This is a genomic window from Chitinophaga sp. GbtcB8, from assembly GCF_019091455.1.
Lineage (GTDB): Bacteria > Bacteroidota > Bacteroidia > Chitinophagales > Chitinophagaceae > Chitinophaga.
Genome location: NZ_JAGXJN010000048.1, coordinates 33549 through 49679, shown reverse-complemented (window position 1 = coordinate 49679; position 16131 = coordinate 33549). Strand labels below are relative to the sequence as shown.

General features: G+C 47.1%; 18 protein-coding genes. 13 read left to right on the top strand and 5 right to left on the bottom strand.

Annotation, left to right across the window (positions count from 1 at the left end; all coding sequences use genetic code 11):
* Positions 1-120: Fe-Mn family superoxide dismutase (locus KVT36_RS28610; RefSeq protein ID WP_305858842.1), on the top strand; the 120-nt coding region annotated here is incomplete at its 5' end.
* A 69-nt stretch (positions 121-189) separates the two neighbouring features.
* Here KVT36_RS28610 and KVT36_RS28605 read toward each other — a convergent pair.
* The 3 genes from KVT36_RS28605 to KVT36_RS28595 all read right to left on the bottom strand — a co-directional run bounded on the left by KVT36_RS28605 (position 190) and on the right by KVT36_RS28595 (position 3814).
* Positions 190-1470 (bottom strand): glycosyltransferase family 39 protein, encoded by a 1281-nt coding sequence (locus tag KVT36_RS28605; protein ID WP_217606858.1) that lies wholly within the window; start codon positions 1468-1470, stop codon positions 190-192.
* Positions 1471-1621: 151 nt separating this feature from the next.
* Positions 1622-2302: a phosphatase PAP2 family protein gene (locus KVT36_RS28600; protein ID WP_217606857.1), complete on the bottom strand. Its 681-nt coding sequence runs from the start codon at positions 2300-2302 to the stop codon at positions 1622-1624.
* A 12-nt stretch (positions 2303-2314) separates the two neighbouring features.
* A complete protein-coding gene (locus KVT36_RS28595; RefSeq protein ID WP_254640237.1) occupies positions 2315-3814 on the bottom strand; it encodes an LptF/LptG family permease in 1500 nt (499 codons plus the stop codon).
* Between the two features lie 116 nt (positions 3815-3930).
* Here KVT36_RS28595 and KVT36_RS28590 point away from each other — a divergent pair, with 116 nt between their 5' ends.
* Complete coding sequence (locus tag KVT36_RS28590) at positions 3931-4530, top strand: hypothetical protein (protein ID WP_217606856.1); 600 nt, start codon at positions 3931-3933, stop codon at positions 4528-4530.
* A gap of 67 nt (positions 4531-4597) precedes the next feature.
* Here the strand turns inward: KVT36_RS28590 and KVT36_RS28585 are convergent, their stop codons facing one another.
* Positions 4598-4978, bottom strand: a complete 381-nt coding sequence (locus KVT36_RS28585; RefSeq protein ID WP_217606855.1) for an START-like domain-containing protein — start codon at positions 4976-4978, stop codon at positions 4598-4600.
* A gap of 364 nt (positions 4979-5342) precedes the next feature.
* Between KVT36_RS28585 and KVT36_RS28580 the strand changes: the two genes are divergently transcribed.
* The 10 genes from KVT36_RS28580 (at position 5343) to KVT36_RS28535 (ending at position 14335) form a co-directional block, all read left to right on the top strand.
* Entirely contained in the window at positions 5343-6218 is an 876-nt protein-coding gene (locus KVT36_RS28580) for an RNA polymerase sigma factor RpoD/SigA (RefSeq protein ID WP_213086907.1), read from the top strand.
* Between the two features lie 231 nt (positions 6219-6449).
* Positions 6450-7775 (top strand): signal recognition particle protein, encoded by a 1326-nt coding sequence (gene ffh, locus KVT36_RS28575; protein ID WP_217606854.1) that lies wholly within the window; start codon positions 6450-6452, stop codon positions 7773-7775.
* Positions 7776-7970: 195 nt separating this feature from the next.
* A complete protein-coding gene (gene rpsP / locus KVT36_RS33075; RefSeq protein WP_217606853.1) occupies positions 7971-8411 on the top strand; it encodes a 30S ribosomal protein S16 in 441 nt (146 codons plus the stop codon).
* An 80-nt stretch (positions 8412-8491) separates the two neighbouring features.
* Positions 8492-9013, top strand: coding sequence for a ribosome maturation factor RimM (gene rimM / locus KVT36_RS28565; protein WP_217606852.1), 522 nt, complete (start codon positions 8492-8494; stop codon positions 9011-9013).
* A gap of 30 nt (positions 9014-9043) precedes the next feature.
* Positions 9044-9718 (top strand): tRNA (guanosine(37)-N1)-methyltransferase TrmD, encoded by a 675-nt coding sequence (trmD, locus tag KVT36_RS28560; RefSeq protein ID WP_217606851.1) that lies wholly within the window; start codon positions 9044-9046, stop codon positions 9716-9718.
* A gap of 178 nt (positions 9719-9896) precedes the next feature.
* On the top strand, positions 9897-10244 hold the full coding sequence (gene rplS, locus KVT36_RS28555; protein ID WP_217606850.1) for a 50S ribosomal protein L19: 348 nt from the start codon (positions 9897-9899) through the stop codon (positions 10242-10244).
* A 189-nt stretch (positions 10245-10433) separates the two neighbouring features.
* Positions 10434-10667 (top strand): twin-arginine translocase TatA/TatE family subunit, encoded by a 234-nt coding sequence (locus tag KVT36_RS28550; RefSeq protein WP_089920189.1) that lies wholly within the window; start codon positions 10434-10436, stop codon positions 10665-10667.
* 129 nt (positions 10668-10796) lie between these two features.
* A complete protein-coding gene (gene gatA, locus KVT36_RS28545) occupies positions 10797-12251 on the top strand; it encodes an Asp-tRNA(Asn)/Glu-tRNA(Gln) amidotransferase subunit GatA (protein ID WP_217606849.1) in 1455 nt (484 codons plus the stop codon).
* Between the two features lie 13 nt (positions 12252-12264).
* Entirely contained in the window at positions 12265-13581 is a 1317-nt protein-coding gene (locus KVT36_RS28540) for a lytic transglycosylase domain-containing protein (protein ID WP_217606848.1), read from the top strand.
* Positions 13582-13642: 61 nt separating this feature from the next.
* Positions 13643-14335: a hypothetical protein gene (locus KVT36_RS28535; RefSeq protein WP_217606847.1), complete on the top strand. Its 693-nt coding sequence runs from the start codon at positions 13643-13645 to the stop codon at positions 14333-14335.
* Between the two features lie 353 nt (positions 14336-14688).
* Here the strand turns inward: KVT36_RS28535 and KVT36_RS28530 are convergent, their stop codons facing one another.
* Positions 14689-14952, bottom strand: coding sequence for a hypothetical protein (locus tag KVT36_RS28530; protein WP_089920179.1), 264 nt, complete (start codon positions 14950-14952; stop codon positions 14689-14691).
* A gap of 257 nt (positions 14953-15209) precedes the next feature.
* On the opposite strand from KVT36_RS28530, the gene KVT36_RS28525 reads away from it, so the two are divergent.
* Positions 15210-16091, top strand: a complete 882-nt coding sequence (locus KVT36_RS28525) for a DUF4349 domain-containing protein (RefSeq protein ID WP_217606846.1) — start codon at positions 15210-15212, stop codon at positions 16089-16091.
* The last annotated feature ends 40 nt before the right edge of the window (positions 16092-16131 follow it).

Below are 16131 nucleotides of genomic sequence, written 5' to 3'. Positions count from 1 at the left end.
GTATGGGGGCACGCCTCTTACCTGAAATACCCGAACCCCCCCCCGGAATACATTGCAGCTTTCTGGGATGTGGTGAACTGGAATGAGGTTGAAAAGCAATATGACCTTGCTATAAAATAAAAATGATAGTGGTTAGTGATCATAATAAATATAATGACCGTATTGATTATAGATTACTAACCACTTCTTTTAGAAAATGAGCTTCGGCACAAAATGCAAAGCGGCAACGGCTATAAAGATCAGGGAGCCTATGAACAGGCATAACAACCCCTCCTGGTACTTTCTCCGGAACAGGAACACTACGCTACAGCTTACCAGCAGTATATAGCCCAGGCCATACAGGGTTTCCCACCAGCTCCAGCTTGTGGGTGATTGTAAAAATGCACGGGCCGCCGGCAGCTGCACATAAGGCAGCAGCGTGGTCTTATACACGCCGGCCAGTACTATAGCCGCTAATCCCAGCCCTAATCCCAGCCCTGTTAATAATAACAGCACCACATGCCAGGCACGCAGGCGCTGCCGCCCCGCGCTGATCCGGTACACCTGCCAGGCAGCCAGGAAGGAGAGTGGTACCATGTAAAGTGACGATGGGCATAACAACAGCAGCACCCAGAAAAAAAGCCACATCCATACCTTAAATTCTTTCAGATCCAGGGGCTCACCGGTGTTATAAATAGAACGGCGTTTTGCATAAAAGTAACAGAGCAGGAGCAAGACTGCCGGAAAACAGCCAGGCAGCAATACCATATAATAAACAAGGTTGCTTTGCGGCCAGGGATTTGCCAGCAACCCTGCCACAAAATGTGCGTACTGTTGTACTACCAGCCATCCATATACGATGCCGGTATAGCTGAGCCATACGGCAGCCGGTATAAGTGCAAACAGCAGCCACAATACCAGCTGTGCCGGTTTAACACAGGTTTTACCCTTGCTGGTTATCCAGTAACCCAGTAATAACAGCAGGGCCAGTATAATGGCCGCCGGGCCTTTCACCAATACAGCCAGCCCCATGCATATGCCGCTTAAGATAACCAGGCGCAGAGGTTTTACGGTATAGGCTATACGATATATGAAATAGATGCTCAGGAAGAATAGATAATTGAACAGCGGGTCCGGCAGGGCAGATCTGAAGAACAGGAATGGCAGCCAGCAGCCGGCATAGATCAGCGCCCACCAGGTTCCCAGCCTGTCATCCGCGTGTTTTTTACCAATGGCATAAAAAGTAAGTAAGGTAATAATACCAATAAGGGCATTGGGAAGGCGCAGGGCAAAGGGGGTATTGCCTAGAAAATATACGCTGCCGGATTGCAGCCAGCCCCATAAAGGAAATGGAGCAAAACTACCGTTACCCGGCTCGGTAACCGGGGCTGTTGCAGCATTATAAAGTGCTAATGGATCCTGCAGTGGCACACTTCCCAAAAAGGGAATGAATAGTAGTCCTGCTGCTATGGCAATCAGAAGGTACTTCATCCGGGTAAGTTAAGTGGTTATTGGTAAAACAGTTAAATCGCTTATTGGTTGTCCGTTATGAGGTTAACGGTAAGATAGCAGATTTATTTAAATCCGTCCCAATAAACTATTCAACTAACAGTACCTGTTACCGTTACTTACCCGGCAATAGTTATCCCAGGGAGGCTTCTGCCAGTAAGGCTGCCTCCGCTGCTTTGGGACAAAGCACGGGCGTTTTGGTCAGGTTCTTAAACTCAAAAAGGCTGTATACCACAAAGCTGCAGCTGGCGCCAATAATGCTGCCAATATAAATATCAGCAAAGAAATGCTGCGCCAGGTAAATACGGGAATAGGCTGCAATTAAAGCCAGGGATACAAATAAAAGGCCGCGGAGCTTATTATTATCGATCAGCGCCAGAAAGCTGAACAAGGCAAAAGCACCTGCAGAGTGGCCGGAAGGAAAGCTGTTATTATAATGCACAGATACCCATTTTACCACATGCACAAAAGAAGCATTCTGGAAATATAATAAGGGCCGGGGTGCTTCTATAGCATGTTTGGCTATTTGCACAATAAGCGCTACCGTTAGTATGCTTACCAGGCCAATTAAGAACAGCTTGTACTTGCGGGCTATTAACATGCACAGCAGCACTACTGCAAAAGAACAGCCATCTCCCAGATAAGTGATCCCCGTCATCAGCACATCGGCAACGGAATTGTGGGTTTGATTAATACCCATAAAAAGCTCCTCCGGTGAGAAGATACTTTGCATTAATCCGCCTGCCAATACCCATAAGAGCAGCGGAAGAAAGAAGTAGGTATTCTTTCTGAACAGTGTAACGAACGTTTTCAAGGTGTGCGTTTTTTATGTTGTAGGTTGTTGTTCTCGCTTACGTTCTCTAATTCTTTGTATGAACTTCTTGACTATTTCAAAAGCTCTAAAATAAAATTCTTTGTTGAATAATTGTGAATCATTCATGGCCTTGTAGATCAGGAATGCCGCAATGGGCAACAGCACAATATTCGATAGCCACATACCCCCAAAGGTGGTCAGCACATCTTTACGCGCCATTTTCTCGCCCACCATGAAGAAGATGTTAAATATAACAAAAAATATCACTGCAAATACCAGGGGAGTTCCCAAACCGCCTTTGCGGATAATGGAGCCCAGGGGGGCGCCTATCAGGAACATCACCACACAGGCGGCCGCCAGGGTGAACTTGCGCTGCCATTCCACCTTATGCAGGATCATAATGGTATTTTTATCACCATATTCCTTGGCTGGCGCTTCCAGGTTACTTTGCGTTTCACGCAGGGCCTGTTCCGCACGGTCTAATACATAACGGTAATTCTTCTTCGGTATTATATCCTTAAACTGCTGTACGCCCAGGGAAGGGGCGGAGGGCAGCCAGGCGCTGTCTTTCCATTTATAAAAAGGATAGCGGGAGGTTACGTATGCGCTCACAGTTTTGCTTACATTGGCCGCTTCCCGGTTCAGGGAATCAATCGCTTTATCCAGCTGCCGTATGTTCAGCATTTGCTGGTTAGAGGCAAACAGGCCCATATCCAGGCGGCTAAAAGTAAAGGAGCTAAGGTCAAATGCTTTTTTATATTCTTTAAAACCCATGCGGATCAGCTCACCGGGTGTGTTGGAGCCACGCAGGTTACGTTCCTCATACCGCCAGCCATCGTTCAGTACAAAGTACAGGAAACGTTTGTTGCTGGAAAGCTCCATGGTGCCTTTGTTAGCCAGTATCAGCTTATCAGCCGCAGCACCGCCGCCACCGTTTGACTGATCAAAGATCATTACCTGGTGAATGGTCCTGTTATCTTTTTCCTTGCGCGCTACTTTGATTGTATAGCCGGGAATATCACCGTAAAACACGCCTGCCTTAATATTAAAGGCCGGCTTGGAATTGGTAATATCGTATAACAGTGATTTTGCGCGCAGGTTAGCAACCGGTATCACGTAGTTGGCAAACAAAAAAGCAAGTACGCCAATAACAATACAAACAAACAGTAACGGACGTATGAAACGCAGCAGGGAAATACCGGATGATTTTAAGGCCACCAGCTCAAAGCTCTCGCCCAGGTTGCCAAAGGTCATTATAGAAGAAAGCAATACTGCCAGTGGCAGGGCCAGGGTAATTAAGCTGGCGCTGGTATAGGAAATAAGCTCCAGTATTACCGGAAGGTCCAGCCCTTTGCCCACCAGGTCGTCAATGTATTTCCAGAGGAACTGCATCAGCAATACGAACCAGGTAACAAAAAAAGTGGCTATAAAGGGCCCCAGAAATGTTTTAATAATGAGCTTATCGAGTTTTTTCACTTCGTAATAATAGTTATTATTTACGATTTTTACCATGTTATCAGGCCGCAAAAAATTGCCGGAGCAACAGGCGCCTGATCCTGTATGAGCCGCAAATTTACTTCGATTTTCCGTAGCAGCGGCCACGCGGGTATGATGATAGCGTTAATTATATGAGAAATTTTTTGCTTACACCAGCGGAGCGGCAGGTAGCTTTTGACGCCGCCTGGATCTACCATAAGAACAGTGTGATAACCAAGGTAATGGAGCTGTTTGGCGCAGTACACCGGGAGCTGGAAAAACAGGTGCCTGCAGCTGCCTTCCCGGTGCCCTGCCTGCAGCAGGGTGGTAAAATATCAAAGGGAGAGCGGTATAAAGAGCTGCCCTATGTAATACTGGATTACCCGCGTTACTTTAGCCAGGAGGCGGTATTGGCCTTCCGTACCATGTTCTGGTGGGGGCATTATTTCAGCTGCACCTTACACCTGGCCGGTACGGTGAAAATACATTATGTGTCCGCGTTAAAAGCCGGTTACGGAACGCTGGTAGCACAGGGCTTCCAGGTATATGTACAGAACGATCCCTGGATGCACGATTTTGAAAATGGAAATTACCGGGCAGTAGCCGCTTTTACGCCACAGGAGTGGGATGCGTGGGTTGAACAAAAAGATTTTATAAAGCTGGCCAAACCGTTTGCACTGGAAATTTGGGAAAAAATAATCCCTGAAGCAGTAGCCTGTTATACAACCTTACTGGCAATAATAAATGGGTAATGAAGGTAGTGAGTGACTGGTAAATAAGGGGTATTACAAAGTCAATTACTAGCTACCGTAACGGGTATTAATTCCCGATACGGTGAAAAAGGTCCTTTACCTGGTAGTCCCAAAGCTGGCTCTGGTCGGCTATTTCCTTCTTCTCTGCAAAGTCTTTCACTACCAGTATCGTTTCATTGGTAACTTCTGATATCTGGATACGGAATTCAAAAAATTCTCCGTTAGGGGCATGTAACCAATGCAAACGAATAAATTCTTCTTCCTCCTGCTCCAGCACTTCGGCTTCTTCAGTAGCGCCATTCCAGGAAAATGAGAAAACATTATCCCTGAAATCTACTTTATCGGCAAACCACTCCTGCAAACCAGCGGGGGTGGAAAGGAATTCGTATAAGATACTGGGTGAGCACCGTACCGGGTATTCCAACTCATATTGCACTTTCTTAGACATCGCTCAATGTAATTAGTAAATCAATATCATCCGGCTGCAATTATAGAAAAATATTTATTCTGTCAAAATAATTTGCTGTTTTTTTTTAATCAATTCCGGCATTTATTTGATGGTTTATAAATTTTATTATTATTAAAATAATATTTAATATATTTATGTTGATTAAGAGTCTATTAGACACTTTTTCCAATTGGATCACGTTGTAACACCTACCATCAGACAGAAATAAATAATCAATCGATTTTGCTTGAAAACGGTTTAACAACTAAACATTTTTTTTGGGTGGTGTCTAAAAAAACTTATTTTTGTCTGGTATTCGTCAAAAATTAACTTTTTATTAATAACCTGTAACTGTTCCGACTCTATGTCAATGCGCCAACTCAAGATCACGAAGTCGATTACGAACAGGGAGTCACAATCCCTGGAGAAGTACTTGCAGGAAATTGGAAAAGTAGATCTGATTACGCCGGAGGAAGAAGTGAACCTGGCCATCCGAATCAAGCAGGGTGACCAGCGGGCACTGGAAAAACTGACCAAAGCCAATTTACGCTTTGTGGTTTCCGTGGCTAAGCAGTATCAGAACCAGGGCCTGTCGCTCAGTGATCTCATTAATGAAGGTAATCTGGGCCTCATAAAAGCGGCCCAGCGTTTTGATGAAACCAGAGGTTTCAAATTCATTTCGTATGCCGTATGGTGGATCCGTCAATCCATTCTGCAGGCATTGGCAGAGCAGTCCCGTATTGTACGCCTGCCTTTGAACAAAGTGGGTTTAAGCAATAAGATCAGTAAAGCATATTCCCAGCTGGAGCAGGAATTTGAGAGAGAACCCTCTCCCGACGAACTGGCTACCATCCTGGAAATTAATACAGAAGAGGTAGAGGCCACCTTAGGTGTAGCTGCCCGCCACGTATCTATGGACGCTCCGTTCATTGATGGTGAGGACAACTCCCTGCTGGATGTGCTGGAAAACCCGAATGCAGTAAGCGCCGATGAAGAGCTGGATCACCATGATTCACTGCGCCGGGAAATAGAACGTTCCCTGTCTACCTTAACCGACCGTCAGAAAGATGTGATCATGCTGTACTTCGGCATAGCCGTTGAACATCCCATGTCACTGGAAGATATTGGTGAAAAATTTGGTCTTACCCGCGAACGCGTGCGCCAGATCAAGGATAAAGCCATCACAAAACTGCGTACAACCTCTCGAAGCAAGCTGCTCCGGAACTATTTAGGTAGCTGAGTTTGCTAAATGGTTTTAGTGGTGCAGTAAAGCGTTGCTGGTATTTTTGTAATCTATGCTAGTTTTGTAATCAGACCGTAAAAACATAATTTCGCAAAAAAAATGGTGAATATGTTAGCATATTCACCATTTTTTTTTGCCGTTACGGAAAGCCCGGCCGCAGATTGCGGTCCGGCAATCACGAACGATTAACGTAACTTTGATCCGTAAAAACAACTAATAGATCTACTAATGTTTGAATCATTATCAGAAAGGCTGGATTCCGCGTTCAAACTCTTGAAAGGAGAGGGCCGTATCTCTGAAATCAACGTAGCCAGCACCGTGAAGGAAATACGCCGTGCGCTGGTGGATGCGGACGTGAACTATAAGATAGCCAAAGACTTTACCGACCGGGTAAAGGATAAGGCGCAGGGGGAAAAGGTGCTTACCGCCATCTCTCCCGGGCAGCTGATGGTAAAGATCGTGAAGGATGAGCTGGCTGAACTGATGGGGGGCGAAGCGGCAGAGCTGGAGCTCAAAGCCAATCCCACCATTATACTCATAGCCGGTTTGCAGGGTTCGGGTAAAACCACCTTCTCCGGCAAGCTGGCCAACTTCCTGAAAACCAAGAAGGGTAAGAAACCTTTGCTGGTGGCGGCGGATATTTACCGCCCGGCGGCTATTGACCAGCTAAAAGTGCTGGGCGGGCAGATAGAAGTGCCCGTGTACAGCGAGCCGGAAAATAAGAATGCCGTGCAGATAGCTGAAAACGCTATTAAGGAAGCCAAACAGAACGGACATAACGTAATTATTATAGATACTGCCGGCCGTTTGGCCGTGGATGAGGCTATGATGACCGAAGTGGCTGACATCCGCAAAGCGGTGCAGCCACAGGAGATCCTGTTCGTAGTGGATTCCATGACCGGCCAGGATGCGGTGAACACCGCTAAGGCCTTTAACGACCGCCTTGACTTCAGCGGTGTAGTGCTTACCAAGCTGGATGGCGATACCCGCGGTGGTGCGGCCTTAACCATCAAGTACACGGTGGAAAAGCCCATCAAGTTCGTGAGCATGGGCGAAAAGCTGGATACGCTGGATGTGTTTTACCCCGAGCGTATGGCGCAGCGTATCCTGGGCATGGGTGATATTACCACCCTGGTAGAAAGGGCGCAGGCGCAGTTCAATGAAGAACAGGCTAAAAAGCTGGAAAAGAAGATCCGTCAGAACCAGTTTGATTTTGATGACTTCCGGGAGCAGCTGCAGCAGATCAAGAAAATGGGTAACCTGAAAGACCTGATGGGTATGATACCCGGGGTAGGTAAGGCTATCAAGGATATTGACATCAGTGACGATGCCTTTAAAGGCATTGAAGCCATGATAGGCTCCATGACCCCGCAGGAGCGGGGTAACCCGGATCTGATTGACGGCAGCCGCCGTAAGCGCATTGCCAAAGGCGCCGGTAAAGAGATCCAGGATGTGAACCAGTTCATGAAGCAGTTTGAGCAAATGCGGCAAATGATGAAGATGATGAATAAAATGGGTGCAGGAGGCAAAGGACTAAAAGCGCTGGGAAGATAGTTTTAGCGTTCGTGGTCCATAGCCAATGGTCCATAGCCTATAGTATGGATGCTGGTTTTCAGGCATATGCAATGGACTATGGACCGTGAACTATGAGCCCGGCGGGAAATTATTTTGAGATTCACAATTATTCTGTTATTTTTGCACCCCTATATATTTTTTTTATAACTCGCAAAAAAATAACTCGATTTATTTATGCCAGTAAAGATCAGATTACAACGTCATGGCGCGAAGAAAAGACCTTTCTATTTTATTGTAGTAGCCGATGCGCGCGCGCCCAGAGATGGTAAATTCATCCAGAAGATCGGTACTTACAATCCCTTAACCGTTCCGGCATCTATTAACATTGATACCGAAAAAGCACTGCGCTGGTTACAAAAAGGTGCCCAGCCCACTGATACGGTAAGGAGAATTCTTTCTTTCAAAGGTGTGCTGTATTTGAAACACCTGTTGAGAGGGGTTAAATTAGGTCTGTTTGATGAGCCTACTGCTTACAAGAAATTTGAGCAATGGCAGGCAGAACATGAGCAGAAAGTAGCGGCCCGCCGCGATTCCCACAAGAAAGCACGTGCTATTACACCCATCGTTAAGAGGGTAGAAGATGCACCGGCTGAAGGTGGTAACGCAGAAGCATAAGCTATTTGCTTGATCATACTTAAAAGGGAAATATTTGTCCGCAAATATTTCCTTTTTTTATTTTGAACCGCTTCCCAAATATGAATAATTACTTCAGCATAGGCAGACTGGTAGCCGCTTTTGGCCTGCAGGGTGAGTTAATACTCCGGCATAGCCTGGGTAAAAGAACCGCTCTTAAAGGGGTAGAGGTGCTTTTCCTGGAACAGCGGAAGAATAGCTTTATCCCTTATTTTTTGCAAAAGGCCAGCATTAAAGATCATGAGCATGCCTTTGTAAAGCTGGAAGGGATTGACAGTAAAGAGGCTGCGCAAAAGCTGGTGCAAACGCCGGTATATATGCAGGAAACGGATTTTAAGCAACAGACCGCTGCCGCTGCGCCTTTGTCCCTGCTGGGTTTTACCGTGCACGATGCTGCGCAGGGCGTATTGGGCGTTATTGAAGAAGTGATTGAAATGCCCATGCAGGTGCTGGCCAAAGTGACCATTCAGGGTAAGGAAGCCCTGCTGCCGCTTAACGAGCAGTCGCTGGTAAAAATTGATAAAAAGAACCAGGTAGTACACCTGCAGCTGCCGGATGGCCTGCTGGATATTTACTTGGGGTAGTTCATGGTCCATGGACCCAAAACTTAACTCATGCGCATCGACATTATCACCGTACAACCGGGCCTGCTGGAAAGCCCCTTTTCCCATTCCATCCTGAAACGGGCGCAGGCAAAGGGGCTGCTGGAAATACAGGTGCATAACCTGCGGGATTACTCTACCTTCAAACATAACCAGGTGGACGACTACCAGTTTGGGGGCGGCGCCGGTATGGTAATGATGATGGAGCCGGTGGTCAACGCTATTGAGCTGTTACAGGCCAAAACCACCTATGATGAGGTGATTTACCTGACCCCGGATGGCGCTACCCTGAACCAGTCTATGGCTAATCAATTGTCGTTAAAAGGTAACCTGCTGTTATTATGCGGCCATTACAAAGGCATCGACGAGCGGATCCGGGAACACTTCATTACCATGGAGATCTCCATTGGCGATTATGTGCTGTCCGGCGGGGAGCTGGCAGCTGCCGTGCTGGTAGATGCTATTGGCCGCCTGATACCCGGGGTGCTGAATGATGAAACTTCCGCCCTTTTCGACTCATTCCAGGACCATTTGCTGGCGCCGCCGGTTTATACCCGGCCGGAGGAGTTCCGGGGCTGGAAGGTGCCGGAGGTGCTGCTCAGCGGCGACCACCGTAAAATTGAGGACTGGCGGCATACGCAGGCGCTGGAACGCACGCAACAGCGCCGCCCGGATCTTTTGAAATAGGCTATTAGCTGTTGGCTTTTAGCTTTTAGCAGTTGGCTATTAGCTGATTGTCCCGGAGCTAGCAGCTAACTGCTAAAAGCTAATAGCTGCCAGTTAGCCTCTGTCAATATTTTTCCGCAATAATTTGGAACTTCTCATTTGTATACTTACCTTTGCCGTCCCATAAATAATTGTAAAGATGAACGCTATTTCTTTTGTTCACGAGCAACTGACAGGAAAAAAAGAATTTCCGAAATTTAAAGCCGGTGACAATGTTACCGTTAACTATAAAATCGTGGAAGGTACCAAGGAAAGGATCCAGTCCTTTAAAGGGGATGTGATGAAGATCCAGGGTACTGGTTTTACTGCTTCTTTTACCGTGCGTAAGATCTCTGATGGTATAGGTGTTGAAAGGGTTTTCCCCCTGTTCTCTCCTAACATTGATTCCATCCTGTTGCATAAAGTAGGTAAGGTAAGAAGGGCAAAACTGTATTACCTGCGTCAACGCGCTGGTAAAGCAGCCCGTATCAAAGAAAAAAGGGTTTAGTACACAATACAGGGAAATTAGTGAAAACGGGAACCGTTCCTGACGGTTTCCGTTTTCTATTTTTATGAACCCTATTGCTCAGAATGCTTGCCCGGCGCGAGGTTAAAATCTACTTAAACTAATAGCCTGCGTCAGAAAATACCAATTATAAGGTCTATCTTTGTACACTGAACTTTTAAAACTGAGAAAATGACTGCCGTTATTGTAAAATCACCACTTTTACTGTTCCAAGATCTTGGTATGACTGAATTACTGTTAATAGCACTGGTTGTATTATTACTGTTTGGTGGAAGAAAAATTCCCGAATTAATGCGTGGTCTTGGTAAAGGTATCCGTGAGTTTAATGATGCCAAGAATAATGTGCGTCAGGAAATAGAGGATGGTATGAAAGAACAGCCTTCCACGTCTGACGTTAAGAAGTAATTCCCGTTACGCCGCCCGGCTACCGGAAATTGTTACGGAGCTTTATGTTAAATTGCCGGAATAGATCAGCCTATTTGCCAATTTAACCATATCACCAATTTAACATTAAAGAATTTAACTGGTTTAGCATTGTCTGAATTCAGCAGTATATCGTCTTTTCACAAAGCCTTATACGCCGGCAGCACTACCTGTACGGAGGTGGTACGCTATTACCTGCAGCGCATAGCCCAATCTTCACATCTGAATGCCTTCCTGGAAGTATATGAAAAGGAAGCCCTTGAAAAAGCCGCTGAGCTGGACGCCCGCATCCGTAAAGGAGAGCCGGTAGGCCCGCTGGCAGGGGTAGTGGTAGGCAATAAGGATGTGATCTGCTACAAAGGGCATAAAGTAAGCGCCGCTTCCCGCATTTTAGAAGGATTTACCTCTTTGTATTCCGCTACCGCAGTTGAAAGATTGCTGGCAGCGGATGCTATTATTATAGGCAGCCTGAACTGCGATGAGTTTGCCATGGGATCTACCAATGAAAACTCATCTTACGGGCCGGTGCTGAATGCGCTGGATAACACCCGGGTGCCTGGCGGTTCTTCCGGCGGCTCTGCAGTAGCCGTGCAGGCTGGTTTATGCCAGGTGAGCCTGGGTAGCGATACCGGCGGTTCCGTACGGCAGCCGGCCGATTTTTGCGGTATAGTAGGGTTAAAGCCCACCTATGGCCGCGTTTCCCGTTACGGGTTGATTGCGTATGCTTCTTCTTTTGACCAGATAGGAGTTTTTGGCAGGAATATTGCAGATGTGGCTTCGGTTTTACAAGTTATTGCCGGGCCCGATGAGTATGACAGTACAGTAGCGCAAAAGGAAGTTCCTGATTATCAGGCTGCCCTGGCGCACAATAAAACATACAAATTCGCGTATTTAAAAGACGCGCTGCATCACGAGGGACTGGATGCTGAAATGCGGGATGGATTTTCCGGCTTCTTTGAAGAGTTAGAAGCAGCCGGAAACACAGTAACCGCCACAGATTTTGCCTACCTTGATTATATAGTACCCGCGTATTATGTGCTCACCACGGCAGAAGCTTCCTCAAACCTCTCGCGATTTGATGGAGTAAAATATGGCCACAGAACCGCCCAAAAGGACCTGGATCTGACCGATTTCTACAAAAAAAGCCGGTCGGAAGGTTTTGGTAAGGAAGTAAAACGTCGTATATTGCTGGGAACCTTTGTGCTAAGTGCAGGTTATTATGATGCCTATTACACGAAAGCACAGCAGGTTCGAAGATTGGTGGTAGACAAACTATCACAGATATTATCCGAGTATGATGCCATTTTAATGCCAACTGTTCCCAGTACAGCTTTTAAAATTGGAGAAAAAACCGAAGATCCTATTGCCATGTACCTTGCCGACATTTATACGGTACTGGCGAACCTAGCAGGGGTACCGGCCATATCCGTGCCACTGCGCCGGCATTCAAACGGAATGCCCTTTGGTGTGCAGATCATCACAAAGCAATTTGACGAAGCGAGCTTGTTAAACATTGCAGATCACGTTATGCAAATGATTTCAGTGAGACAGGTTACTATTGTTTAAAATAAATATGTGTATGAGGAAAATCTTTTTACTACTGCTGTTGCCAGCGATGAGTGCAATGAGTGTGTTTGCGGCAGATGGCGATGTGGTATCTAAAGAGATGGTTGCTCCCCATCTGGCAGCACCTGACACGGCGATCCTTATGAGTAAGGTAAAACTGCCGAAAGATACCACTACTACACCTTTTGGAACAGCTGCCGCTACTGCGGCGGTAAGAAGGGGCGCAGAAAGCCTGCCCTCCAGTGTTCGCAGCCCCAAGGTGTATGAACAGATCAACAACAACCTGGTAGCAGGTTATATTAACACCTATGCTACCCGTTACAGCCAGCATTTGCAGATCATGCTTGAAAGGGGCGAGCCCTATTTCGTAATGATCGAGAAAATTTTCAGGGAACATGGTATTCCTGAAGAAATGAAGTACCTGGCCGTAATTGAATCCAGCTTTAATACCAACGCCCGTTCCAGGGTAGGAGCCGTAGGCGCCTGGCAGTTTATGTCCGGTACCGCCCGCATCTTTGGCCTGAGCGTAGGTAAAAAAGTGGATGAAAGAAAAGACTTCTACAAATCTACCCTGGCAGCAGCCAAATACCTGAACGAGCTGTATGAGCAGTTTGGCGACTGGTTGCTGGTAGTAGCCGCTTATAACTGCGGTGGCGGCGGGGTGCAGCGTGCTATGAAAGCCAGCGGCCGTGAAGACTTCTGGGGCATGCAGTACTTTTTACCGGCAGAATCCCGTAACCATGTGTACAAGTTCATTGCTACCGGTTATATACTGGATAGGTTCAATAACTTCTTTGGTGTAGGCGATGATGCAGGCAGCAGCAGCCTGGTAGCTTCCGTGGAAAAACCGGCTACTTTCACTACAGCAGCACCCGCTGAGCTTACGGAAGATGATATGTTCAACACCGTAGAGTTCAATATTTCCGGCAAATACCGCATAGAGGCCATTGCCAAAAAGCTGAACATAGAGGTAGCTGAAATGAACCGCCTGAACCCTGGCTTTGCGCAGGCACTGGCCGGCCCGGAGAACAGCTACGACCTGCGGGTACCTAAAGACAAAATGAGAGTGTTCATGAACGAGAAGGATGAGATCCTGAAAGAATCCGTTCAAATGACACTGGATGATAAGGCAGCAGCTTCCACCAGGGCTAAATTCCCGCCCCCGGCTAAGATACCGGTACGGGATTCCAGCAGCGCCAGAAAAGCGGTAGGTACTGCCAAAGTATACAAGGCTAAGGCTAAAACCTCCGGCAAAAAACACAGCACTGCCAGGAAAAGCACCGCTAAAAAGCGGACCACCACCAGCACTGCTGCTAAGAAAAAGAAATAGACCATTACAGGATATACAGAAAGGACCGCCCAGGCGGTCCTTTTTTATGAATACCATTGTCATGTTCATACAGGAGCAGATCAACGAATTTTTACGCAACAAGCTGTATGCAGCAAGCTGCACTGGCGGCCGGCTGGAGTGCCAGGTAACTTCGGGCACGCTGCTTACGCTGCGTGGGCAAACGGCAGATGGGAAGAACATTTTTTTCTGGGACCTGGAAATGCCGCTGCAGCGGCTCATTCATCAATACCTGACGCTGGAGGCGCCGCAGGCCGCTGCTTTTACCATTGATATAGATATTGAGCAGAATAATTTTGTGTACCGGCTTACCTCACCGGCGGAAATGAAGGCCATGGAAAAAGCAAATGCGCTGCAGGAAAAAGCAGACACAGATCAGCGCCTGCAGGACATGAAAGCCGCTCTGCTGGCTAATAACACGCCCTACGGCCAGGCATTAGCCACCAAGGTTGCGCAGGCGCTTAACCGTTGCGCCCTTATGAACAGCCACCGGGATTACTGCGGCATGGGACTGGGAAAAGATGCTAAAGGGCAGTACCTGTACGGAGAAGTTTGGGATGGCGGTTTTGCACCCGGCGCCCGCACCTTTGCGGATAAGGCCAGCTTTGTACAATGGCTGGCCGCGCAGTCAGATGCCAGCATGGCTAACCTGCAAAGCCAGGATACCTGGGTATGGAATAACCAGGTTATTAACCGGCAAAGGCTGGAAGCGTTTATACAGGGAGGGGCCTTATAAGGCAAATGTTTTCCAGGATCTTTTTATATTCAAAGTGTTTAACCAGGTCCAGCAGGCGGCCGGTCATAAAAGTGGTGGCGCCCATCGCTATAGAATCAGTTCAGGATTGCCCATTAACCGCGCTGCCATATTCCATCATTACAACTGACAAGCTAGCTGAAAATGACGTATATCCGTAAACGTTAGTGACCTGACTGCGACTGTACGGATGAGTACGACAGCACCAACCGCAACACCGCATTAGGCGTTGACCGGGGAAGTCACTAAAAATTATTGGTGAAAAAATGTCCGGGATAATAAGCCTCTCGTGATCTGCTGTCCGTTCTTGTAACTGGAATGTTGGATAGTTGTGCTTATGCTATTCTCTTAATATAATCCTCAAACTCTTTTACGGTATGAAAAACATTTTGCGGTAATCCCGCGCCACCAGCACGTTTCGTGTCAGGCACCACGGATACGCCAATGTAAGATTCGCCATCATACTGGATAGCCACTACATCCCCTGACCTGAACACGTCTATCACGATCACGCCTGAATTAAATGCAGTTATATCTACCTTATAAGAGGGGAAGGATGTATTAATAAAGTCTGTAAGTGTGGTTTTATCTACCTTCATATCATTGTTTTTGTCCTGGTTTAGGGATGGCCTTACCCGGTGCATAGGAACGCCGGCGCCTGTTGGAATAGTGTGATTTATGACTAAGATAATATTATTGATCATTTTCATAACAATTTTTTTGTTATTGCGACGTTATCCGGCTCCCCTCTCTCTTACTAATTGTTTACCAATACTAAAAATGCTTTAGGGTTATTTTAACTTTTTATGCAGGTTACTTTTAATGGACCAGGGATATAAAGTGAAAACTACACCCTATGCGTTCTTCATTTTCTTACCTCATGTTGCCGCTCCTGGTATTAGCTGCCTGTCAGTCAGCACCGCATAATGGAGAGCCCTCCCAAACTGCCGCTGCTTATGAAGTGCAGGCCGATTCCACCAAATTTGCAAATGACATTTCTGCGCTCAATTCCCCCTCGCGGAAAAGAGTGCGCACCGCTGATGTGCGATGCCGCGTGAATAATGTATTCAAGGCAGCATCTGCCCTGGAGCAGGTAGTTACAGGCCTGAACGGTATTGTAGTGGAAAGCAACCTGCAGAACGAGTTTGGGAGGTTAAAAGAGGTATCCTACACCACGGATTCACTGAAATGCATTCAGCTGTACACGCCTACGGCTAATCTTACACTGCGCGTACCTGCTGCCAGCCTGGATTCTGTAGTGCATGCCCTTACCAGCATGGCAGCGTTTATTGATTACCGTACGCTGAAAGAGCAGGACAAAACCTGGGACTACCTGACCAATGCATTGAAGAACAAAGAGATGAACGCATCCCCGGTTAAACCTGGCAAAGACAGTACCCCGCTGAATGTAATGGCTTACCAGGACAGGAAAAAAGGGTATGCCGTTGACCGTAAGATCATGAACCTGGCCATCCTGGATGATGTGAACTATGCCACTTTCACCGTGCAGCTGTTCCAGCCGCAGGTAGCAGATATACAGGTGGTGGTGAACCCGGAGCAGGTAACCCGCGCCGGTTTTGGTACGGAGCTGTTAACAGCGTTGCGTAATGGAGCGGATGCTTTCCGTAGTGTAGTGCTGTTCCTGCTGCAGCTATGGCCTTTCCTGATACTTTTGGGAGTAGGCTGGTATGGTTACCGGAAAATGCAGGCCCGGTATGTGGTGAAGCGTGTGAAGTAATAACAAGGAAGCAGGCAATAATTAAGAGGAAGCACCAGGA